17 protein-coding genes are annotated in these 23,081 nt (G+C 64.8%); 3 read left to right on the top strand and 14 right to left on the bottom strand.

All coding sequences use genetic code 11. The features are described 5' to 3' along the window. The first annotated feature begins 39 nt into the window (after positions 1-39). Positions 40-1,770, top strand: coding sequence for an ABC transporter ATP-binding protein/permease (locus KI609_RS09560; protein WP_226449450.1), 1,731 nt, complete (start codon positions 40-42; stop codon positions 1,768-1,770). 457 nt (positions 1,771-2,227) lie between these two features. Here the strand turns inward: KI609_RS09560 and KI609_RS09555 are convergent, their stop codons facing one another. From KI609_RS09555 to KI609_RS09515, 9 genes are all read right to left on the bottom strand, one after another. Continuing rightward, the gene (locus KI609_RS09555; RefSeq protein ID WP_226449448.1) at positions 2,228-3,481 is read right to left on the bottom strand and encodes an NnrS family protein; all 1,254 of its coding nucleotides are present in this window, start codon (positions 3,479-3,481) and stop codon (positions 2,228-2,230) included. Further along, positions 3,478-4,350 carry an ABC transporter ATP-binding protein gene (locus KI609_RS09550; protein WP_226449446.1) on the bottom strand — a complete coding sequence of 291 codons (873 nt, stop codon included), beginning with the start codon at positions 4,348-4,350 and terminating at the stop codon, positions 3,478-3,480. The genes KI609_RS09555 and KI609_RS09550 overlap by 4 nt, the downstream gene beginning before the upstream one ends. After that, a complete protein-coding gene (locus KI609_RS09545; protein ID WP_226449444.1) occupies positions 4,347-5,141 on the bottom strand; it encodes an ABC transporter permease in 795 nt (264 codons plus the stop codon). The genes KI609_RS09550 and KI609_RS09545 overlap by 4 nt, the downstream gene beginning before the upstream one ends. Beyond that, positions 5,141-5,491 carry a DUF2149 domain-containing protein gene (locus tag KI609_RS09540; protein ID WP_116003376.1) on the bottom strand — a complete coding sequence of 117 codons (351 nt, stop codon included), beginning with the start codon at positions 5,489-5,491 and terminating at the stop codon, positions 5,141-5,143. The genes KI609_RS09545 and KI609_RS09540 overlap by 1 nt, the downstream gene beginning before the upstream one ends. After that, a complete protein-coding gene (locus KI609_RS09535) occupies positions 5,488-6,024 on the bottom strand; it encodes a MotA/TolQ/ExbB proton channel family protein (RefSeq protein ID WP_226449442.1) in 537 nt (178 codons plus the stop codon). The genes KI609_RS09540 and KI609_RS09535 overlap by 4 nt, the downstream gene beginning before the upstream one ends. Beyond that, positions 6,021-10,163, bottom strand: a complete 4,143-nt coding sequence (gene cobN, locus KI609_RS09530) for a cobaltochelatase subunit CobN (protein ID WP_226449440.1) — start codon at positions 10,161-10,163, stop codon at positions 6,021-6,023. The genes KI609_RS09535 and cobN overlap by 4 nt, the downstream gene beginning before the upstream one ends. A 135-nt stretch (positions 10,164-10,298) precedes the next feature. After that, positions 10,299-12,308 (bottom strand): TonB-dependent receptor plug domain-containing protein, encoded by a 2,010-nt coding sequence (locus KI609_RS09525; RefSeq protein WP_226449438.1) that lies wholly within the window; start codon positions 12,306-12,308, stop codon positions 10,299-10,301. Positions 12,309-12,416: 108 nt separating this feature from the next. Further along, positions 12,417-13,433: an ABC transporter substrate-binding protein gene (locus KI609_RS09520; RefSeq protein ID WP_226449435.1), complete on the bottom strand. Its 1,017-nt coding sequence runs from the start codon at positions 13,431-13,433 to the stop codon at positions 12,417-12,419. Between the two features lie 9 nt (positions 13,434-13,442). After that, the gene (locus tag KI609_RS09515; protein WP_226449433.1) at positions 13,443-15,518 is read right to left on the bottom strand and encodes a TonB-dependent receptor family protein; all 2,076 of its coding nucleotides are present in this window, start codon (positions 15,516-15,518) and stop codon (positions 13,443-13,445) included. A 129-nt stretch (positions 15,519-15,647) separates the two neighbouring features. Between KI609_RS09515 and KI609_RS09510 the strand changes: the two genes are divergently transcribed. Together KI609_RS09510 and KI609_RS09505 are read left to right on the top strand one after the other, a co-directional pair. Continuing rightward, positions 15,648-16,361: a Crp/Fnr family transcriptional regulator gene (locus KI609_RS09510; RefSeq protein WP_226449431.1), complete on the top strand. Its 714-nt coding sequence runs from the start codon at positions 15,648-15,650 to the stop codon at positions 16,359-16,361. 726 nt (positions 16,362-17,087) lie between these two features. Further along, on the top strand, positions 17,088-17,468 hold the full coding sequence (locus KI609_RS09505; protein ID WP_226449429.1) for a helix-turn-helix transcriptional regulator: 381 nt from the start codon (positions 17,088-17,090) through the stop codon (positions 17,466-17,468). Between the two features lie 16 nt (positions 17,469-17,484). Here the strand turns inward: KI609_RS09505 and KI609_RS09500 are convergent, their stop codons facing one another. From KI609_RS09500 to guaB, 5 genes are all read right to left on the bottom strand, one after another. Beyond that, a complete protein-coding gene (locus KI609_RS09500) occupies positions 17,485-18,009 on the bottom strand; it encodes a helix-turn-helix transcriptional regulator (RefSeq protein WP_226449427.1) in 525 nt (174 codons plus the stop codon). A 4-nt stretch (positions 18,010-18,013) separates the two neighbouring features. Beyond that, positions 18,014-18,289, bottom strand: coding sequence for a hypothetical protein (locus tag KI609_RS09495; RefSeq protein WP_083881241.1), 276 nt, complete (start codon positions 18,287-18,289; stop codon positions 18,014-18,016). Between the two features lie 60 nt (positions 18,290-18,349). Beyond that, positions 18,350-19,606 (bottom strand): tyrosine-type recombinase/integrase, encoded by a 1,257-nt coding sequence (locus tag KI609_RS09490; protein ID WP_226449424.1) that lies wholly within the window; start codon positions 19,604-19,606, stop codon positions 18,350-18,352. Positions 19,607-19,907: 301 nt separating this feature from the next. Continuing rightward, entirely contained in the window at positions 19,908-21,521 is a 1,614-nt protein-coding gene (guaA, locus tag KI609_RS09485) for a glutamine-hydrolyzing GMP synthase (protein WP_226449422.1), read from the bottom strand. A 70-nt stretch (positions 21,522-21,591) separates the two neighbouring features. Continuing rightward, on the bottom strand, positions 21,592-23,061 hold the full coding sequence (guaB, locus tag KI609_RS09480; RefSeq protein WP_226449420.1) for an IMP dehydrogenase: 1,470 nt from the start codon (positions 23,059-23,061) through the stop codon (positions 21,592-21,594). Positions 23,062-23,081 lie beyond the last annotated feature (20 nt).

Below are 23,081 nucleotides of genomic sequence, written 5' to 3'. Positions count from 1 at the left end.
GCCTCCGGTCGAAAATGAACACACGAACAGGCGGTGTCGATGGCCATTAAAGAACAGTTTTCGGCAGCATGGCGGCTGGCAAAACCCTACTGGATATCGGAAGAGCGCTGGGCCGCGCGCGGCCTGCTGGCGCTGATCATTGCGATTGACTTGACGCGGGCCTACACCGCGGTGCGCATGACGTACTGGCAGCGCGATTTTTTTGATGCGTTGGCGGATTTTGATGCTGCCGCCTTCTGGCGCCAGATATGGGTATTCCTGGTGATTGCGGTATCAAGTATTTTTCTGGATACCACGCGCCCTTGGTTCAACCAGAAGCTTGAAATGCGCTGGCGCAGTTGGCTGACCGATGTGTATGTGGGGCGCTGGCTTCACGCCAACGCATACTACCGTATCAACCGCGAAAAGCTCGTGGACAACCCCGACCAGCGCATTGCCGAAGACTTGCGCATGATGGCCACGGAAACGCTGCGGCTGTCGCTCGGCTTGCTCGACAACGTGGTCAGGCTGGTGTCTTACGGGACGGTTGTCTGGGCGATTTCGGGCAGTTTGGCTTTTGCGGTGGGCGGCATCAACATCAGCATTCCGGGTTACATGCTCTGGGCGGCCATCCTGTACGCGCTGGCGGGCTCGCTGTTTCTGGAAAAAATCGGCAAGCCGATGGCGGCGGTCGATTACCAACAGCGGCGGCGCGAGGCGCATTTTCGTTTTCTCATGGTTCGCCTGCGCGAAAACGCGGAGCAAATTGCCTTTTATGGCGGGGGCGAAACCGAGCGTGGGCAGCTGGGTGCGGCCTTTGCGGCCATCCGCCACAATTGGCGAGATGTCATGCGCTACACCAAGCGCGTGACCTTTTTCAAGGAAGCGTATATCGAGGTGGGCGCTTTTGTTCCTTACCTGATTATCGTTCCGCGCTACTTCGCCAGGGAGATCACGCTGGGCACGGTGCAACAAGTCACGCTGGCTTTCAGTCGGGTGCGCGGTGGACTGTCGTGGTTCATCATGATGTACAAGGACCTTGCCCTGCTGCGCTCGGTGTATATGCGCTTGAATGAATTTGACGCCGCCCTTGCCACGCCGCAAGTCAGCGACATCAAAACGGTTGAGGGCAACAGCGCGGTGCTGCGCACGCATGGCCTGCGCCTGGCGCTGCCCGACGGCAGCGCGCTCGATGAGCCCCTGGACCTTGCCTTGCATCCGGGCGAGCGCTGGCTGATCCGCGGCCCTTCGGGCGCAGGAAAAAGCACACTGCTTCGGGCGCTGGCGGGACTCTGGCCCCATGGCAGCGGCAGCATCGAATGGCCTGTATCGGCCAAAGCCATGTTTGTGCCGCAGCAAAGCTACCTGCCCAACGGCACGCTGCGCGCCTGCCTGTGTTATCCGGGCAATGGATCGGATGCCGGGACCGACGAGTGCGTCGAACTGCTGCGCGCCGTGCGGCTGGAACATCTCACCGAACACCTGGACGAAAGCGACAGCTGGTCAACACGCCTGTCGCCCGGAGAACAGCAGCGTATCGCCTTCGTCCGCATACTGCTGCAAAAACCGACCCACCTGTTCCTTGACGAAGCCACCGCCTCGCTGGATGCCAGCAACGAAGCGACGCTCTATGGTCTGGTGCTGGCGCGTCTGCCCGGCGTAACACTGATCAGCGTGGCCCACCGCGACAGATTACAGCCCTTTCACACGCATGCGCTGAACCGCAGGGGCACATCCGTCAACATGCCGCTCGCACATGCGCCTGGACTCCTTGCGGAAATAGCCACGTAAGGCGTTTGCGTCGTTGACTGCACAGCGGGCTTTTTTAAATTAAAACGTCCTGTAGCGCATGGCGGCCTCAAATCTGAAGTGCAACACCCCTTCAGAATTGAGGTATCCATGAGTAATCGAACATACGAGCTGATCAAAGAATCAGAACGCCACGCGATAGCGTCGGGACTCTAACAAAAGCGGAGCATCAGAGCCATTGCTTGTTCCCTAGCTGTCGCATCCCGGACGATTACATAGACCCTAAACGCTATCCACTCTTCATGGACCGAGCGGTTCTGCAAGAGTTGATAGAGTCCTTGCAATCAACCCGGGGAGTGAAGTCACGTTGATTGCCCTGCACAAGAACGCCCTTACCACGCCTGCCATGCGTGCCATGCGTGCCGAGAACTACCCCCCAGTAGATCCCGGAAAGACCTTCATCTGGAACCAATCAAAAGGTCAACGGTGTACTCAGCTTCTACCCTCTGCACCCCCACAATCCATCCGGCCGCACGCACCACAGCACCGGTGCGATGCGCCAGCAAAGCAACCCGAACGCCGTCACCCAGGACAGCCCGGCCAGGCTCTGCAGAGCGACCACCGCGTCAGGCACAAATGCCGCACTCGCGCGCAGCACGGCCCCAGCAAGGATCAGCATCGCCCCGCGTGCGACCCAGGGCCGTTCGTCCGACGGGTAGCCGCAGTGCGCACGCCCGGCGATGCAGATCACGGTGTATATCGAAAGCCCGATGGCGCCCACGCTGAGCAGGTGGCGCCCGGCGTCCACGCCTGGCCCGCCCGCGAGTAGGGCTGAGCCGATGAGGGCGTAGCCCAGCGCCATACAGGCGTATACGACGTAGAGCATGAGCGGCAGGCGGCGCAGCAGTGGGCGGCCGACATGCCAGTCGCCCATCAGATTGCACAGCGCCGCGGCGGCGGAGCATGCCAGCCATCCGCTGGTTCGGCCGCCGGGCTCAAGGAACTCGGCCACGGTGAACAATGCAATGCAGAGGATGGCGAGGTTGCGCCGAGGCGGGCGGGCCAGGTAGGGCTCTCTGCCCTCGCCTGCTGCGTCAATGGCGTTGTTGACGATGCGCATGGAGATACGGCTCATGGCCACGATGATGAGCACCATCACCATGCCCAGCAGGGCCAGCAGCCAGCGCATGGGGTAGGCCCCGCGCAGCGCGTCCACATAGAAGCCGGCCACCAGCACGAACAGGCCCGCCAGCGCCCAGCCAAAGGCGCGGTGGCGCTGCCCGGCCACGGTGCGCAGCGCGGGCCACAGCAGCGCCAGCAGGCCGCCGAGCAGGCCCAGGTGCGCCAAGGCAGCCAGCGCCAGCGCGAGGCTGCCCGCCACGCCCGAGAGCCAGAAGCCCGCACGCCCCAGCAGCCACAGCAGCACCAGCTGGCGCGCGGTGCGCGGGCTGGCGCTCGCGGTATTGGTGAACTCGGGCACGGCGGTGAGCACAAAGCCCGCCACCGCCGCCAGGCCAAAGCCCAGCAGCAGCTCGTGAGCGTGCCACACCAGCGCGCCGCCCGCCACCGGGGGCGGCGGCAGGCCCAGCGCCAGCACGGCGCTCCACAGCGCGATGAGCAGCACGGCAGAGCCCATGGTGAGCAAAAAGAACGGGCGCATGGCGCACATCCACAGCGGGTGTACCGACTGGTGCCATGCAGCAGAGGCGGCAGTGGCAGCCGTGGGCGGATGGGGGGCAGTGGAGAGGTTCATCCGCAGGAGATTTTGCTGGAAGCACTGGCGGCAGACGCTTGCTGCGCAGCCGCCAAGCGCTGCTGGCCCGGCAAGGAAGGGACTGTGGTGGCCGCGCTGGTCACGCTGGATATCGCGATGCATGCACCCTCTTCCTGCAGCGCATCCAACCCAAAGGCCATACGCACGGCGGGCACGCGCAGCAGCTCGGCGGTCTCGCGGTAGACCATGGCGTCGGTGCGCGCCAGCGCGGGCGCGGCAGGCGTGTGCCCGTGCAAGATGCGGCCCGGCCTAGCGGCCATGACGAGCACGGTGTCGGCCAGGCGCACGGCCTCCATAAGGTCGTGCGTGATCATCAGCACCGCTGTGCCCTTCTCGGCCTGGTGGCGCAGCAGCAGACGGTGCAGCTGCGCCTTGAGGCCGATGTCCAGCGCGGCGAAGGGTTCGTCCATCAGCAGCAGATCGGGTTCGAGCACCAGGGCGCGCGCCAGCGCGGCGCGGCTTTGCATACCGCCCGAAAGCTGGTGCGGGTAGACGGCCAGCGCCTCGGCGTCCAGCCCCAGCACGGCGCCCATGGCGTGCGCCCTGGCGCGGGCCTCAGCACGGGCCATGCCCCGTGCGCGCAGGCCCAGGGCGATGTTGTCCACCGTGGTCTGCCAGGGCAGCAGGCGCGGCTGCTGGAACATCAACGCAGGGTTCGCAAAAAAGTTGTCCAGCCGGCCCTCCTGCACATCGAGCAGGCCCGCGCACAGGTGCAGCAGCGTGGTCTTGCCGCAGCCCGAGGGGCCGACCAGCGCCAGCACGCCGCCCGCAGGCAGGGCCAGGCCCACACCGCCCAGTACTTCGGTCAACGCGTAGCTGTGGCGCACATCGTTCAAAAAAAGGCTCATCGCGGTGCCTCCCGCCAACGCTCGACTTCGCGCTTGAGCGGTTCCAAAAATCCATACTCCACTACCAGCAGGCAGCCCACCACGGCGGTGATCCAGCCCAGGGTGGTGGCGGTGTCCAGTTGCGAGCGGCTTGCCGCCAGCGCGGCGCCCACGCCGTCGGTGCTGGCCAGCAGCTCGGCCATGACGGTCACTTTCCAGGCACTGCCCAGCGCCGTCACCCAGGCCGGGAACAGGTACGACAGTGCATGCGGGCCATACACCTCGCGCAGCGCCATCCAGCGCGGCAGGCGGTAGGCGCGCGCCATGTCGCGCAGCTGCAAATCCAGCGTGCGCGTGCCCTGCAGGGCACTTGCAAACACCACGGGGACGCAGGCGATAAACACGGTGAACACGGGCGTGCCGTCGCTCATGCCGAACCACAGCATGGCCAGCACCAGCCAGGCAATGGGCGGTGTGCCCAGCAACACGGTTACCAAGGGGCGCGAAAGGACGGACGCGGTGACCGACAGGCCTGCGGCCAGCCCCAGCAGGCTGCCCACTGAAACGGCCAGCGCCAGCCCCACGAGTGCACGCCGTGCGGTGGCGGCCAGCGCGGGCCAGGCACTGCCCTGCTCTACCAGGCCCCACAGCGCGGCAAAGGCGCCTAGCGGGTCGGGCAGGATGAGCGGGTCGTAGAAAGCAGCCACCGCCTCCCAGGCGGCCAGCAGCAAAAACAGGCTGGCGCACGCACCCCAGCCGCTCCACAAGTAGCCGGGCAGCCCCCGCAAAACGCGCGCCAGCAGCCGCAGCATTACTGCACCACCCCTGCCGCTGCAGACTGCTCTGCACCTGCTTCGGGCACATACACCATGGAGCCATCTTTGAGGCGATAGGCCACACCCGCCTTGTTGCCCTGGCCTTCGCCAATTTCGCCGCTGGCCTTGTAGCGCTCGATCTTCTGGCCGTCCTTGATCACGACCTCCATATTGGGCTTGCCAGGGTTTTTGATGACGGTGACCGACTCTGTGCTGAACGGGTTCACCGGGTTGTTGGCCACCGCCAGCAGCAGCGCAGCGATGATGACCAGGAACACGTCGATCAGGTTCACCACCGACTGGATGGGGTCGTCGGCCTCCATGTCGTCCATCAGGCGCAGCTTCATGCGGGCACCTCGCTCACCAGGTGGCCCAGCATGTCTTGCGCGGGGGTCTCGGCCGGGGCTGTGCCTTGCTCAATGGCAGCCAGGTCGGTGGCGTACCAGCGCTTGCGCACGTTGACCACGCTGTAGCTGATGGCGGCGGCCAGCAGCGCCAGGATCACGGCGGAGAACGCCACCATCAGGCTGCGCGACACATCGGCCAGATTGCCATCGGCCAGTGCCATCAGCGCCGGGCCCATGGGGATCATCGTGGCCACCAGGCCCAGCATGGGCGCCACGCGGGTGGCGATGCGGGCAAACTCGAGCCGCTCGGCCGCCAGCACTTCCAGGTCGAGCACGCTGATGGCGGGGTTGGCGCGGCGTGCGGCCAGCATTTCAAAACCTGCGGCCTTGCCGCTGCGGCGCTGCCAGGCCTGCCAGGCAAAGGCGCCTGCCGCGTAGAAGGCATGCACGAACAGCGCGGCAATGGCCAGCAGCACGGGGAACAGGAAGAGCTGGCTGACGCCATACATCATCGATTCAATGGGATTGCTCATTTGAAAACTCCAGAAAGTGAAGGGATTCGGTGGGGGCGCACCACGCTGCGGCGGCGCGCCTGCCGCACGGCACCGGCGCCGGTGATGCCCGCCAGCAGCAGCGCCAGCAGCGCGGCCTGCGTGGGGCCCACGCTGACCGGCTGGGCTTGCGGCACGGGCGCCATCAAGAGGCCGCTGACCACCGGGGGCTCTGCAGCGGCGGGCTCGGCGGATTGCGGCGGTGTGGTGGGTTGCGGTGGCTCGGCGGAGGGTGGCAGCGGCGCTGGCGCAGCGGCCTGGGCGGCGGCAGTCTGCGTCAACGGGGCATCGAGGCCAAAACCCGGTGCAGCGGGCGCCACTTGGTTGTTAGTCGCAGGCGCTTTGCCTACATACGCTTGAAAGCGTGCGTTATCGGTGCGCACATCAAAGCGCTCCGCCAGGTCGCGCCAGCGCGCTTTCAGCTCGGCCACGGTTTTCGGGTCGGCCTTCCAGTAGCCCTGGCGGGCGGCTTCGAGCATGCGCTCCATGGTCTGCGCCAGCGCATGCGGGTTGTGCGCCTCGAACCAGCGCTTGAGGCCCAGCTGGTGCTTGTCGCGCACGTACACATCAGCCATCTCCTGCCACTGGTCGTCGCGCACGATCTCGCGCGCCACCGCCGTCCAACCCCAGAAGTTGTTGGTGGCGTCCAGCACCTGCAGCGTGCCGGCGTAGCCCTCGGCCATCAGGCCCTGGATGTAGCCGGGGTGGAACTGGCGCGTGGCCAGCTCCTTGCCCAGGAACTGCGCCGCGCCTTCGACCTTGCCACTTCCTGCCCCGCGCAGGTTGCTGATGTAGAGCTGCGGCGCCTTGCCGTCCAGGTGCCGCACGGCCAGCGCAATGCCGCCCAGGTACTGGAACGGGTCGTCGGTGGTCAACATGCCATAGAGATTGGAGCTGCGCGAGAGCACCGCGCCCTCGGTGCCGCGCAGGTGCTCGGCATACAGGTTGAGTGCCTTGCCGCCGTTGCCGCCTATACCGCTTTTTCCCTCCTGCGCCGCCCCCGGCAGGCTGCCCCAGGTGGATTCGTCCGGCCCATAGGCGTACTGCATGCGCGACAGGTACAGCTGCGCGAGCTTGCGGTCGCCCTCTTTCTTGCCCTGCCAGCTGTCGGTGGCCAGCGTGGCGTTGTCCAGGCCCGTGCCGTAGTTGCCCGATTCGGACGAGAAGATGCGCGTTTGCGCCGCCGCCAGCGCAGCCTGGTCGCCCATGCCTTGGGCGCGCAGCTTGGCGGCCATGCTGCGCGTGTGCGCCGCCACGGGGTTGGCCTCTTCGCCCGGCCCCTCAGCCTGCGCAGCCAGTTGCACGGCACGGGCCAGCTGCTTCATGGCGTTGGGGAAATGGTCGCGGTACAGGCCGGTGGCCGACAGCACCACGTCCACCCGCTCGCGCCCGAGCACGTTGCGCGGCACCAGCTTCACGCCCGTCACGCGCCCGCCGTCGTCCCACACCGGCTCCACGCCCAGCAGCCACAGCGCCTGTGCTTCGAGCAAACCCTGGTGGCGCATGGTCTCCACCGACCACAGCGACACGGCCAGCTTCGTTGGCGCCTTGCCGGTCAGGCGTTGGTGCTCAGCAATGAGTTGCTCGGCAGCGTCCTTGCCGGCCGCCCAGGCCTGGGGCGTGGGCACGCGCGAGGGGTCAAAACCGTACAGGTTGCGGCCTGTGGGGTAGGCGTCGGGGTTCTTGATGGGGTCGCCGCCAAACGACGTGGGCAGGTGGCGCCCGGCCAGCACCTGCAGCAAGGCAGGCAACTCCTGGTCGGCGCCAATGTGGGCGTAGGCGGTGCGGGCCTTGGCGATGCCGGTTTGCAACGCCGCTGGCAGGGCCTCAAGGCTCTGGCCCTCGATCACATGGCGCTGCAGCAACTGGTAGGGCGCCGTCTGCGCCAGGCGGCTGTACTCGCCAATCAGGGCCTCGTCCACATCGGCAGCCGGTGCTCCGGCGTGCAGTGCCGCAGCCTCCCAGAACGGGCGCCCCAGCATCAGCAGCACGGTGGCCAGGCGGTGCTGCTCTTCGGGCGCACGGCCCAGGGTGTGCAGGCCCAGCGGCTGGGCGGTTTCGGCCAGCTCGTGCAGGTGGTTGTGCAGCAGGTCGACAAAAGCCGGGAATTCGCTGCGCGCACGCGCGGGCGTCCAGCCCATGTCGCGGTCGATGTGCTCTTTTTGCACGGCGGCCAGCAGGTCGGCCTTGATTTTTTCTCTGACCACACCATCGTCCTGCGCCAGCCAGGCGTGCAGCAGGTCGTGCATGTGGGTGAGTGCGGCGTGCAGCCCTGCGGGTTTGAACGGCGGCGTCTGGTGGCTGACGATGACCGCGCGGCCCCGGCGCTTGGCTTGCTGTGCCTCGCCGATGTTGTCGGCAATGTACGGGTAGGCCACCGGCACGTTGCCCACCGCCAGCATGCCGGGGTCGAACACCGACAGGCCACGCTCCTTGCCGGGCAGCCATTCCTGGCTGCCGTGGGTGCCAAAGTGCACCAATGCGTCGCTTTTGTGCTGCTCGCGCGCCCACAGGTAGGCGGCCAGGTAGTAGTGCGATGGCAGGGCGCTGGGTGAGTGGTACAGCGCCTTTTCCTTGTCGTCCCATTGCTCGCCGCGCGGCGGCTGCGGCAGGATGGCGACCTTGCCCAGCATCAGGCGCGGCACCACGAACACGGCTTCGCCGCCGCGCCGCAGCACCATGCTCGACGCTTCGGGCGCGCCCCAGCGCTCGCGCAGGGCTTCTTGCGTGGCCGCAGGCAGCGTGGCCAGCCACTGGCGGTACTGCGCCACGGGCAGGGTGGCGGCCAGGCCGTCGCGCAGCAGGGGCTCCAACTCGCCTTGGCGGTAGGCCGGAGCCAGCAGGCGCTGCAGATTGCCGATCAACAGGGGCTCGGCAGGCGACTCGGTGTCGTAGCCCGCTGCCTGCAGCGCGGCCAGCGTGGTTTGCAGGCTGCGCGGCACGTTCAAAAACGAGGCAGACAGGTTCTTCTCGCCCGGTGGGTAGTTCCAGAAGAAAATGGACAGGCGCTTGTCGGCGTTCTGCTTGCGCTGCAAGCTAGCCAGGTTGAGCGCCTTGCCCACCACGGCGTCGGCCTGCGCGGCAATGGGCACGATCTGCTCATCGGCCTTGCGTGTGGCGGCCGCCACCTGGATGTCGGTAACGCCCGCGTATTCGGCCTGCGCCAGGTAGAACGGCACATCCATCAGCGCCACGCCCTGCGGGTTGGCGGCCCAGGCGGCCTCGTCGCCGCGCCGGTACGGCATGGCTTGCAGCACGGGGATGCCCAGCCGCTCGAACTCGGCACGTCGCTCCTCGGCGTTCAGCATGATCTGGGTGTTGATGAGCACGTCGGCCAGCCGCATGCCCGCGGGCTTGAGCATTTGCTCCAGCGCGCCCGCCTCCAGCATGGGGCTGTAGAACGGCAGCGCCACGGCGCCCCCGGCTTCGATGCGCGCAATCAGGTCGTCGATGAAAGCGGTCTGCATGGCGGCGATGTACTGCTGGTGCAGCGCCAGCGCCACCACGGGGCGGCGGTTGGTAGCAGCTGGATCAACGCCTTGCGAACGCAGCCACGCCACAGGGTCTGCCATGACCAGGCCCGGCGCACGCGGGTGGTACACAGCGGTTTTGGGGAACACCACGGGGTCGGGCACGCCCGGGGCCGCGCGGCCCTGCAGCTGCGCGGCCAGTGTGGCGAAGAAGCCCTCGAAGTTCTGCTTGCCGCCGTTGCTGTAATAGGTGATGAGCCGCCGCGCCACGGGCTCGGGCAAGCCGCCGCCCCAGGCGGGTTTGGCGTCGTACAGCCAGGCGTGGGGCGCACGCAGGCCGGGCAGCGCATGCGCCAACCGGTCTTGCACCACATCCTGCAAATAGCTGTCGATGAACACCGCGTCAAAGCCCTTGAACAGGCCTTCGTCGGTCTCGGCGGGCAGCCTTTCCAGGTAGCGCACCTGCAGCTCAATGCCGTGCGGCCGGGCGATGTCGGCCAACTGGCGGAACTTGCCTGTAGGCACATTGGACGTGGCGATGAACAACACCTGCGCCGCCTGCGCAGCGCCAAAGGGCGCCAGCACCAGCAGGCACAGGGCCAGCCAGCGCCGCAAGCAGGCGATGGTGTTTGCAATAGTTTTATGAGTCAAATTGGCCTCTATCGCTTATCTATAAAGCGGCAACAGCTATCAAAATAGTAGTATTTGAATATTGATACAACCGGCCCCTGGCCCACACTTCCCCACCAGAGAGAGGGCCAGGGGAGGTTCAAAGAGTCCTTGTTGTCAGAAATCAACCCTTGCGGTCACGAACACACGGCGGGCGCGCTCGGCATAGCCAAAGCTCTCCGACTTCTCGGCCAGGTTCACGTTGCCAATGTTTTCCAGCCCCGCGCGCAGCACCAGCTTGCGGCGGGCGTCCAGTGCAAACTGCTTGCCTACGCTGGCGCTCCACAGCGCATACGCGGGCAGCGCCGCGCCGTCGGTGCCGGTCTGGCTGCCGGTGAATTCGCCGGTCAGGCGTGCGCTCCAGCCCTCGGCGCCTTTCCATTCCAGGCGCGAGGTCAGGCTGCTCGATGGCCGGTCGGCCAGCTTCTTGCCGGTGCTCTTGTCGCGCGTGTGCAGCAGCGTCAGGTCGTTGCTCCAGGCAAGCTGGCGCGTCATGTCCCAGGTCATGCCCGCCTCCAGCCCCTGGATGCGTGCGGCGTCCACGTTGTCGTACTGGTAGAAGCGCCGCACGCCCTCCTGGCGCAGCAGGCGGTAGGTGATGAGGTCTTTGACCTCGGTGTTGAACACCGTGGCGCGCAGCGACCAGGCGGGCGCCACCTGCCAGTCGGCACCCACTTCAAACGAGTTGGACGACTCGGGCTTGATGTTGCCGTTGCCCGCAAAGGTGTGCGGCCCTTCGGCCCCCACGTAGTTGGGCGAGATCTGCTTGAGCGTGGGCGCCTTGAAGGCGTGGCCAAAACCGCCCTTGACCACCAGCGCCGGGGTGGGCTCCCACACCAGATAGGCGCGCGGACTGACTTCGCTGCCAAACAGTGCGTGGTGGTCGGCACGCAGACCGGCGGTGAGCATGAGCGTGTCGGTCAGGGCGATTTCATCTTGCGCAAACAGGGCCTTGTGCGCCGCATCGTCTACGCCGTTTTTCAGGCCGGCGTTCTCCAGCGTCTCGCGGCGCCATTCGCCGCCCACGGTGACCTTGTGCGCGCCCAGGGCAAAGCTGGCATGGCCGTCCAGCACGTCGTCCACCATGTTCTGCGGCCGCGTGGGCGTAGCGCCGTTGCTGGCGCGGTTGGCAATGTCGATCTCGCTGCGGTAGGCGCGCAGCTTGCCGCGCCAGTTGTCAAACTGGCCCTCCCAGCCAACATGGGCCTGAGAGCGGTCGATGTCGTAGGTGCTGCGGTACACACCCTTGGAGGTGGAGCTGGTGTCGTACACGCGCTGCTCTTTGCCGCCACTCCACCCCGCCTCCAGGGTTTGCTCGGGCGTCAGCGCATAGCGGGCAGCCAGGCCACCGTTCTTGGCGTGGCTGCCTTCGATTTCCGACAGCAGCGGGCTCTGCCGATCGGCCACGGGTGCGCTGTGCGCCAGCTCGGCGTTCACGCGCAGGCTCAGGCGTTCGCCCACCGGGCCGGCAGCAAACACCGAGGTGGTGCCCGTGGGTTCGCCTTCGCTGAAGCGGGTAGGGGCGCTGGCCGAGACGCCCACCGAGCCGATCCAGCGGTCCTTGGGCTGGCGGGTAATGAGGTTGATGACACCGCCCAGCGCCTCGGAGCCATACAGCGCCGACATGGGCCCCCGGATGATCTCGATGCGCTCGACCGCCGACATGGGCAGCCAGCCGTATTGGTAGTCGGAATGGCCCACCACATCGTCCGTGGCGCTGATGCGCCGCCCGTCGATGAGAGTGAGCGTGTGCTTGCCTTCCAGCCCCCGCAACGCCAGCGTCTTGCGCCCGCCCACCTGGCGCGGCGAGAGTGTGAGGCCAGGGGCGCCGCGCACGGCGTCGAGCAGATCGGACGCATTGCGCGCCGCCAGCTCCTCGCGGTTGATGACGGTGACGCTGGCGGGCGCGGTGCGGGCGTCCTGCTCGGTCAGCGTGGCCGTGACGGTGACCGCAGGCAGGGCCGTGGCGGCCTGTGCCACCTGCAGGGGCGGGGTGTTGTCCTGGGCCTGGGCGCTCGTTCCGGCAAGCAACAGCATGGCGGCCCAGGCCACGGGACGGGGGCGCAAGGGGCGGGAATTGTTCGGGGCTGCGCTGGGCGCGCCGGGGGCCTCGGGGGAATACGTCATGAATGCAAACTCCTGGAATCAAAAAAGCAAAGACCCAGGTGGCGGCGGCTGCCGGGGACAAACAATGGAAAACAACGAAAAGGAATGCGGGGCTGCGCCCCGAAGCAGCTACGGCATGCCGTAGAACGCGCTGGCAGGCAGCTTGCCGCCCACCAGCGCCGGGTTGCGCGCCATGAGCTGGCCAAAGAAGAACTCCAGCTCGGGCCGCGCGGCGGCGGCAGGCACGGTGTCGAGCTGGCTCACGGCAATGGCGTCGGCCACGGCCTCGGGGATGAGCAGGTCGATGTGTTTGGCCATCATGGCGCCGCACTCCAGGGGGTGCGCGCGGCACCAGGCGAGCGACTGCGCATAGGCGTTTGCCACGGCAGCCAAAACCTCGGGCTGCTGGCGCACCGTGCCCACGGCAGCGATACCCGCCTGCGGCAAGCGGGGCTTGCGCTCAAAAAGGCGGCCCCACTCCTGCTGCAGGTCGGCGCCCCGGTGCAGGTCAGGCGCAATCAGACCGATGGGGAAGGACTTGGTTTTACGCAGCGCCAGCGATACGGCGGGCTCGGCCAGCAGCGCATGCGAGACACGGCGCGTGATGAGCAACTGCATGGCCTCCATGGGCGTGGGCACGTAGCGGATGCGGAAGTCTTTTTGCAGATCGAGCCCCTGCTTGGCGGCCAGCAGTTGCAGCACGATGTCGGGCATGTCGCCCCGGAAGGGCACGGCGATTTCCTCGCCCCGGTAGTCGGCCAGCGCCTTGCGATGGGCATCGCGCGTGACGAGCCACAGCGCTCCCCAGGTCGAGATGTTGAGCAGCGTGACGCCCGCGCCCCGGTTGAACAGGTTGGCGGCCACGTTGCTGGGCATGGCCAGCACGTCGGCCTTGCCGCCCATGGCCATCATGCGCAGTTGGTCGGGGTCGCGCCACGACACAAAAGCGGTTTCGCCCGCCACACCCGCCAACGCATGGGTCTCGGCCATGTGGATCAAGGGAGCCGACACAATCGCCGGAGGGCCCGACAGGGTGATGCGCGGCAGGCGCGGGGCAGAACACGCCACAGCGGGCAGGCCGGAGGCGGCCAGCGCCGCCAGCACCTGGCGGCGTGAGAGGGTCGGCACAGGCAGGGATGGCAGCATGGCGTACCCTCAGAACTGGTAGCTCAGGCCTGCCGTGAAGCTGCGGCCCAGGCCTTGCAAGTAGCCCGGCTGCGCTGCGGTAGCCTGGTTGCGGATGGCGTAGGCGCTGGCATAGCGCCGGTCGGTCACGTTGTCGGCCTGCAGATACAGCGCCAAGGGTCCATCGCGCCATTCGAGCTTGAGGCCCAGCAGTGCGTAAGCGTCCTGCTCGGCACCTGCGGTGTTGGCGTGGTCGGTGGGCGTGCTGACAGGCATCCAGCGCACGTTGGGGCCGAAGCGCCAGGCGCCGATGCGGTAGAGCACCTCGGCATTGATGAGCTGGCGTGGCACACCGGCAATCTGTTTGCCCGCGTATTCGCCGCCCCGGAAGCGGAAGTCGCTGTACGTCCAGCTGGCGCGGTAGTCGAGCGCACCCACACCCATGCGCTGGCTGCCCGAGAGGCCCAGCTCCACACCCTGGTGGCGCGTGCCGCCGGCATAGTTGTACGTGCCCACCTTGATACCGTTGGCGTCGGTGGTGGAGATCAGCTCGTCGGCCAGGACGCTGCGGTACACGGCGGCCGTCCAGTTCAGCGCATGGGCGCCCTCGCCCCAGCGACCGGCACCGCCGAGTTCGAAGGTGGTGGCGCGCTGCATCTTCAGGCGCACCAGTTCGGCCTGGGCCGTGGCCGGGCTGTTGGGTGCCACGGTGGCGCTGACGATTTCCCAGAAGGTGGGCGCCTCGTGGCTGCGGCTCAGGTTGGCCCACAGGCGGGTGGTGGGGGTGGCCGCCCAGTTCACGCCCACCTTGGGGGTGGCAAATGCCCAGTCTTGATCGGCCCGCACAGCGCTGGTGCGGCTGGCGGCATCACGGGTCAGGTGGCTCCATTGCACGCTGCCCACCACCGTCCAGTCAGGTACCACGCGCCAATCCAGCGCGGCCAGCGCCTGCAAATTGCTGGCGTCCAGATCGTAGGAGCCAAAGCGCTGCAACCGCTGGCCATTGACAGGGCTGGTGGCGTACAGATCGCGCTGCATTTCACTGTGCGCCCACGACACGCCAGTGCGCCAACCCCACGCCCCCTGTTCACCCGCTGGCCGCCCGCTGGCCTGCCACTGCGCGCCCGCCGTGCGGCTGTGGGTCACGGTGTAGTTGGTTTGGTTGTTGAACAAATCATCGGTGTCTTGCCAGTACACCCCCACCTCCTGGCGCAAGGTGTCTGAGCCCCAGCGCGAGCGGTTGGCCAAGCGCATTTGGTCAGCCGCACGGCGCGGGTCGCGCTTGTACACGTTGAGCAACTGGTCTTGCGCCGTGGCGCCATCCCCCATCACGCCGCGCGGGTTGGACGCAATGCGGTCTTTGGGCACCACGCTCGGAACCTGAAACGACAGGTCGGCCCAACTCAGGTAAGTGCGGTTTTCAAAGCTGCCATCTCCCTGGAAACCCAGATTCGCCTGCACACTGTCCCGGCTCGACGCAGAGTGGTGACGGTAGCCATCGAAACGATCGCTGCTGGCAGAGATGCGGCTGTCAAACCGCTCTCCCACCCCGCCCACTGATGCCTGCAAAGCCTGGCGGCCATAGCTCCCTGTCTCTGCACGCACGCGGCCGCGTTCCTGAGCACCCGTCAGCGACACAAAATCCAGTTCACCACCTAACGTGGTTGCCCCTGGGGTGAGCGCATTCGCTCCTCGGCGCGCACTGATCAGTGCAGCGTTGCGCGGCTCCAGCAAACCGATGATGAAAGAGCCATCGGCCTCATTCAAAGGCAGGCCATCTTGGAGCAGTAATACACCTCGGTTGACCGGGTTGCTCTGAATACCCGAGCCTCGAATGCTCAAGCGTGGCTGGTCCGTGCCCCCAAAAAAGTCCTGGATCACAATTCCGGGCTGATAGTCCAGCGCATCGCGCAAGGTGGCCAGCCGACTCTGCTGCTGAGGCTCAATCAAATTGGTGCCGCCCGGCACGCGCGCAAGGCGCGCCCGCTCGGCCTCCACTCCGTCATACATCGGCGCAGTAGCACTGTCGCGGCTGGAGCGAACGGTGACCGCTGGCAGCTCTGGTTTCTGGGGCTGACCATCCTGGGCGATTGCAATCTGGGCCATGACTGCCACCACTACCAAGCAACCAGATCCCTTTTTTGTCGAAGGTAGAGAGAAACAAATGCGCATATGAAAAGTTATTGAGATGTATTCGTATTCTCAATATGATCTATGCACATGCAATTTCAACCAATGACTTTTATCAACAACGCTGCCACGCCAGAAAAACTCATCACTCTGCTCAGTACACTGCCAAGGCTTGCGGGGCTGGCTCCTCAAGTGCTGGAGTCATTGGTACAGGGCGCCCAGCAGCGAGAACATCGCAGCGGCGAAACCCTGTTTCGCGAAGGAGCGCCCGCACAACACTGGTTGTTGATAGAGCACGGCTGCGTGGAGGTTGTGCGCTATGGACTCGAAGGCCAGGAGTTGGTGTTTCATTGCTTCCTCGCAGGCCAAAGCGTGGCCGAAGCGGCGATGTTCATGGAGCACGGCCGCTATCCCATGACCGCGCGAACCAGAGGTGCTACAGCTGTTTGGCAGCTTGGGCGTGACGCAATGCGCCGGACATGTGAGCGCCACTCCGAACTAGCGATAAGGCTGCTGGAAGATTTCAGCAAACGGCTGTATCGCTACGTCAATGAAGTGCAGTGGCTTACCACCAGCAACGCTCCAGAGCGTCTGGCGGCCTATCTGCTGCGGCTTCCGAGCACGCAGCAGGGGGAGATCACTCTGCCCCTGAGTCAGCGCCAGCTAGCCGCCTATTTGGGTATCCGCGCAGAAACCCTGAGTCGGTTGCTAGCTGACTGGCAGTCCCAGAGCTGGCTACGCGGACATAGGAGAAGCTGGACACTGCTAAACGCATCGCCACTGCGCGACCTGGCGTATGGCAGCACTCGCCCGTTCTGAACGGCAACCGGGTTGGCTCAGATCTGTGATGAATCCCTGCCCGCTTATGGCCGCTTTGCCAGGAACAAAGATAGCATCCGTACTAACTAACGGCCTCGAAATGTCGCGCGAAACCGAACTGGCTGGCTGCTTGAACCATGCTGAAAGCGCACAGCACACGTACCTGCTCAGCTCGTTTCTGCGACGCCATTCAGGCGTGTTACCTCCCAGGGCAGACCATATCGGAAAAGCTGAAGCCCTGCAATGATTTGAAGCTGCACCACTGAGCGCCCGCTGAGATGTTCAGCACAACTATTGCATCAACCGGTTGAATCCGCCGCCTAAAGCTGTCGGATGGCCTTGAGCCCCATAAAGACTGTTTATGGCCGGTAGGCTCCCGACGCGGAGGTGACCAGGAACACTTTTCGTGTGATCACATCACCGGAATATGCGACTCGCCCAAACCGGGCGATGTGTCGACAACCCCCATGTGGCGCAACATCCGCGTCATCTGCATGCCTCTCACTACAGGGAACGTGTCAGTAAGGGCACATCGAGCAGCGTTCAAGATGCTGTGAGCCAAATGATGGAATAGACAGGCCGATTTTTTTCTCTGCAGCCCTTCTGATCCACTTTCTTTCGGTACGCCTATCTACGCTCCTGCGAGTTTCCACAATAGCAAATGAAAGCCACCATTCCTTAATACGGCAGCAAGCCACGCATCGCCGAAAACTCAAGGAGTTCGACATGGGGAACAACTTGCCGGGAGAAATTAGCTACAGCCAAGGTACCGAAAGCCGCCCGCAGGCCGCCCCCTTGCCTGGCTCAAACGTTTACAGCAATCTTCCGCAGTTCCCGAAGCGCGGCGTTCTGCCATTTCGGCGCACCATTCGTCGGCATGAGTTACGCCAAATCGTTCCCCTGGCCGAAACGACGATCTACGAAATGGAGCGCCGCGGCGAGTTTCCACGGCGCTTCAATCTGACGCCGCGCTGCGTGGTGTGGGACCTAGCCGAGGTGGAGGCCTGGATCGACGAACGCAAGCAAGCCCCGCGCGCCAGCGCCGCCAAGCCGGATGTCCACCTACGAAAAACCCGCCCCGTTCGGGCGGGTTCCGCTCTGAGATGAGCCTGGCGACAGCCTCTCATCCAACAAGAGCATCCAGTTCATTGGAAGCCGAACGCGCTAGCCGCCGCCCCTCCTTGGCCAAATTGACCTGCAAGGCCGCTCGCGCCACCTCCAGGACATCCAAGGCCAGCGAGTAGCTACCCTTGGCCTGCAGCCAGGCCAGCACATCCGCCAAGTGCCAGATCGATGCACTGCCCTCATGCACCGGCGTCGGGAAGCTGCCCGGATGGGCCAGCATCAGCTTGCGCATATTCTGCCGCGACACGCCCACGATATCGGCCACATCGGTCAGCCCGACCAGATCCGGTGCGACCTCGATCAGACTGGCTGACGGTACGGCACGCCGCACGTCCGCCAGCGCGCTGCGCACAGCCTCGTCCGCACTGACCGCCTCGCGGGTGAACTCCAGTGCGAGCCGCCCCGGCTGCCCGATGCCGACCAGGGCATCGTCGCAACCTGCCTCGCCCAAGCGCTCGACCAGCGCATCCGGTTCACGGTCATCGTCGGCAAGTTGGTATTTCAGGGTGAAGGTGTATTCCATCGTGCTACTCCTCGGCATCGTCAGCGGCCTCCTGCTGCTTGCGGTGTGTGGTGCAGTTGTCCACGACGCGCCGCAAGGCACGCGCGTGGTTGCCAGGGTTCTTCGGCGTGCTCCATACGCTGGTGATGCAGAACTCGCCACAGCGACACTCCGCGTCGTTGTACGGGCAATAGATCCGTCCCCAAGCATGGCTGCCACCGACTTCCACGCGCCAGCCTTGCCCTTCAGCGTGCCTGAGCGCTTCCTCAACCTCTTTCTTCGGATGAGAGGAACGTGCCATCAACAGTCTCCAGTATAGGAATAGTCAGCAAGGTTGTCAAGTGACAACCTTGCCATCGCATTAGGCCAACGCACTCAACACCGGCACGACCACGTTGTCCGGCATCAGCTTCGGCACGTAGGTCTGTCCGTCGGTCCAGGCATCGACCATGTTGGCCCACTCCTGAAGCATGTGGCGCCGCTGCTCGGCGTACTCGGCCTTGTTGTAGATCGAGCGCGAGGAACGCCCTTCCTCGTGCGCAAGGCACTTCTCGATCCAATCGCGGTTGAACCCGATCTCGTTGAGCAGCGTCGAACCCGTGCGGCGCAGGTCGTGGACGGTGAATGGCTCCAGCGGCAGGCCTGCAGCCTTCGCCCGCTGCGCCACGATCTGCGTGACCCGGTTGAGGGTCGCGTGGGACATGGAGCGGTCGGAGTCGTAGCGCGACGGCAGCACGAACCTCGATCCAGCCGCACAGGTGTGCAACGCCACCAGGATGTCCAGCGCCTGGCGCGACAGGTAGACCACATGCGGGTTGCGCCCCTTCATCCGCTGCTTCGGAACGGTCCAGGTCGCGTTCTCGAAATCCACCTCGTCCCAGGTGGCCTCGATCAGCTCGCTCTTGCGCACCAGCGTCAGCAGGATCATGCGTAACGCCAGCCGGATGGTGGGATAGGTGGCCACCGACTCCATCTGCCGCGACATCAGGCGAATCTCCAGTGGCGACAAGGCACGGTCCTTGGGCACGAAGGTCGCAATCGACGCCGCGCCCACGTCGGCCGCCGGGTTATCCACTTTCTCACCATGCAGGATGGCGAAGGCATAGACCTGCTTCACGATGTCGCGGACGTGCACCGCGGTGGCCGGGGCACCGCGCTCCTTCACCTTGCCGCACAAGGCGCGCAAGTCATCGGCGGTGATTTCGTTGAGCAGGCGGTTCTGGAAGGCCGGCAGGATGTCCCGATCGACGATGCTCTTGCGCATCGCTCGCGTGCTGTCGGCCATCCTCGCACCGGCCAGCCATTGGGCGGTCATGTCGCCAAAGTTCTTGGCAGCAGTCAGGCGGCGCTTCTCGCGCTGCTTCTCGTGCGCCGGGGACTTGCCCTGGGCGACGGCCTTCTTGGCGTCCAGCAGCTTTTCGCGGGCCATCGCCAGCGAAATACCGGAAAGCCCATACCGGCCAATGGTCAACGTCTCGCGCCGACCGTTGAGACGGTAATCAAAGCGGAAGGTGACGGTACCGGTGGGCGATACCGTCACGTACATTCCATCCCGGTCGGAAGCCTTATAAGTCAAGGACTTAGGCTTCAAATTGCGCAGTGCGGTGTCGGTAAGCATCGAGGTTTTTCCTCCTGTTCATGACGGCTTTTACCGTCAGGGGTCAGGAGACCTGCTGATGCCTGGAAAGCCGCATGAAACAAGCTTTCCAGAGGAGTGATTTACCGTCAAAGACCGATTTGGTCTCGATAGTAAACAAGGGGGTCTTAATCCGGCCTTCGGTTCTTACCGTCACCTCTACCGTCAATCCGCTGCGCTGCCCGGCGATAGTCACCGATAGCTGCCGTGACGTATTTCTTTTTAAATCAACACGTTACGACGGATTTTCGATAAGTAGCGATAGTCCCCGAAGGACCTGATTTCACTCCCACTCAATCGTCGCTGGCGGCTTGCTACTCACGTCATAGGTCACGCGGTTGATGCCACGCACTTCGTTGATGATGCGGCCCGACACCTTCTTGAGCAGCGCGTAAGGCAGTTCGGCCCAGTCGGCGGTCATGAAGTCGCTGGTCTGCACGGCGCGCAGGGCGACCACGTAGTCGTACGTGCGGCCATCGCCCATCACGCCCACACTCTTGACCGGCAAGAAGACGGTGAAGGCCTGGCTGGTGAGGTCGTACCAGGTCTTGCCGGTGGCTTCGTCCACGTGGTTGCGCAGTTCTTCGATGAAGATGGCGTCGGCGCGGCGCAGCAGGTCGGCGTATTCTTTCTTCACCTCGCCCAGGATGCGCACGCCCAGGCCGGGGCCGGGGAAGGGGTGGCGGTAGACCATTTCGGGCGGCAGGCCCAGAGCCACACCGAGTTCGCGCACTTCGTCCTTGAACAGGTCGCGCAGGGGCTCCAGCAGCTTCAAGCCCAGCTGCTCAGGCAGGCCGCCCACGTTGTGGTGGCTCTTGATAGTGACGGCCTTCTTACTCTTGGCGCCGCCGGATTCAATGACGTCAGGGTAGATGGTGCCTTGGGCCAACCACTTGGCGCCCTTCGCTCCGTCGCCCTTAAGCTTCGCGGCTTCGGCCTTGAAGACATCCACGAACAGGCCGCCGATGATCTTGCGCTTGGCCTCGGGCTCGCTCACGCCGGTCAGCTTGCCAAGGAACAAGTCGCTCGCATCCACGCGGATGACCTTGGCGTGCAACTTGCCGACGAACATGTCCATGACCATGTCGCCTTCGTTCAGGCGCAGCAGGCCGTGGTCGACGAACACGCAGGTGAGCTGGTCGCCGATGGCGCGGTGGATGAGCGCCGCAGCCACGGACGAATCGACGCCGCCGGAGAGGCCGAGGATCACTTCCTCATTGCCCACCTGCTGGCGGATCTGCTCGACTGCTTCGGCAATGTGGTCGCGCATGACCCAGTCGGGGCTGGTGCCGCAGATGCCAAGCACAAAGCGGTCGAGCAGCGCCCTGCCCTGTACGGTGTGCGTGACTTCGGGGTGGAACTGCACGGCGTAGAAGCGGCGCTCTTCGTCGGCCATGCCAGCGATGGGGCAGCTATCGGTGCTGGCCATGAGCTTGAAGCCCGGGGGCAGCTCGGTGACCTTGTCGCCGTGGCTCATCCAGACGTTGAGCATGCCGTGGCCTTCGGGGGTGGTGAAGTCGGCAATGTCCTTGAGCAGTGCGGTGTGGCCGCGTGCGCGCACGGCCGCAAAGCCGAACTCGCGCTTGTGGCCGCCCTCGACCTTGCCGCCCAACTGGTGCGCCATGGTCTGCATGCCGTAGCAGATGCCCAGCACGGGCAGGCCGAGCTCGAACACCGATTGCGGCGCCTTGTCGGTGGTGTCCTCGTACACGCTGGCATGGCTCCCGGACAGGATGATGCCTTTGAGTGAGCCGTCCTTGGCATAGTCCCGCACCCACTCGTCGGTCACATCGCAGGGGTGCACTTCGCAGTACACGTTGGCCTCGCGCACGCGACGGGCGATGAGCTGGGTGACTTGCGAGCCGAAATCGAGGATGAGGATTTTCTGGTGTGGCATGATGGGCGACAGGAAAAGACAAAGGCCCGAACACTTGGAAAGTGGGTTCGGGCCTGTAGTTGCTGAAAAATCAGTCCGCGCGGTAGTTGGGCGCTTCTTTGGTGATTTGCACGTCGTGAACATGGCTTTCGCGGATACCAGCAGTGGTGATCTCGACGAATTCAGCCTTGTTGTTCATGTCCTCGATCGTGGCGCAGCCGCAATAACCCATGGCAGCACGAATGCCCCCCGCCATCTGGAACACGATGGACACCATGGATCCCTTGTAGGGCACGCGACCTTCGATGCCTTCGGGTACCAACTTGTCGGCATTGGGATTGCCTGTGGTCGACTCCTGAAAATATCGGTCGGCACTGCCTTGCTGCATCGCACCGATAGAGCCCATGCCGCGGTAGCTCTTGTAGCTGCGGCCCTGGAACAGGATCACTTCGCCCGGCGCCTCTTCCGTGCCTGCAAACATGCCGCCCATCATGATGGTGCTGGCACCAGCGGCCAGAGCCTTGGCGATGTCACCGCTGTAGCGCACGCCACCGTCGGCAATCAGCGGCACGCCCGTGCCGCGCAGCGCCGTGGCCACACTGTCGATGGCCATGATCTGCGGCACGCCCACACCGGCAACGATGCGCGTGGTGCAGATGGAGCCCGGTCCAATACCGACCTTGACAGCGTCAGCACCGGCTTCGACCAGCGCCAGCGCGGCTGCGCCCGTGGCAATGTTGCCGCCAATCACATCGACCTGCGGGTAGTTTTGCTTGACCCAGCGCACCCGCTCTATCACCCCTCGGCTGTGGCCATGGGCGGTGTCCACTACGATGGCATCCACACCAGCCCTGACCAAGGCCTCGACACGTTCTTCAGTGCCCTCACCCACACCTACCGCAGCGCCCACGCGCAGGCGACCCGATGGGTCTCTTGCGGCGTTGGGAAAGCTGGTCTGCTTGGTGATGTCCTTGACGGTGATCAACCCCTTGAGCTCGAAGTCATCATTGATGACCAGCAACCGCTCCAGCTTGTATTTGTTCAGAAGCGCCTTCGCCTCGCTGGCCGTAGCGCCCTCTTTGACCGTGATGAGTTTTTCACGGGGCGTCATGATCTGATGCACCTTGACGTCGTAGCGGGTTTCAAAGCGCAGATCGCGGCTGGTGACGATGCCCACCACCTTGCCACCATCGCACACAGGGAATCCCGAAATCCCCAGTTGCTCCGACAAGTCCAGCACTTGGAGCACGGTGTGCTCGGGGGTAATGACGACCGGATCGCGCACGACACCAGACTCATACCGCTTGACCTTGGCCACGTGGGCAGCCTGCTCCTGGGGTGTGAGATTTTTGTGCACGATTCCGATACCGCCCTCTTGGGCGATAGCAATGGCCAGGCGCGCTTCGGTCACGGTGTCCATGGCGGCGGACACAAGCGGCAGATTCAGCTGGATATTGCGGGAGAGTTTCGTCGCGAGGGACGTGTCCTTGGGCAGGACCTGGGAGTACGCTGGCACCAGCAACACATCGTCGAAGGTGAGCGCTTTTCCAAGAAGGCGCATGAGAAAGCTCCAAAAAACGG

Source organism: Acidovorax radicis (genome assembly GCF_020510705.1).
GTDB classification, from domain to species: Bacteria; Pseudomonadota; Gammaproteobacteria; order Burkholderiales; family Burkholderiaceae_C; genus Acidovorax; species Acidovorax radicis_A.
Note: the sequence above shows the minus strand (reverse complement) of the source record. Positions and strands in the feature narration are given on the sequence as shown.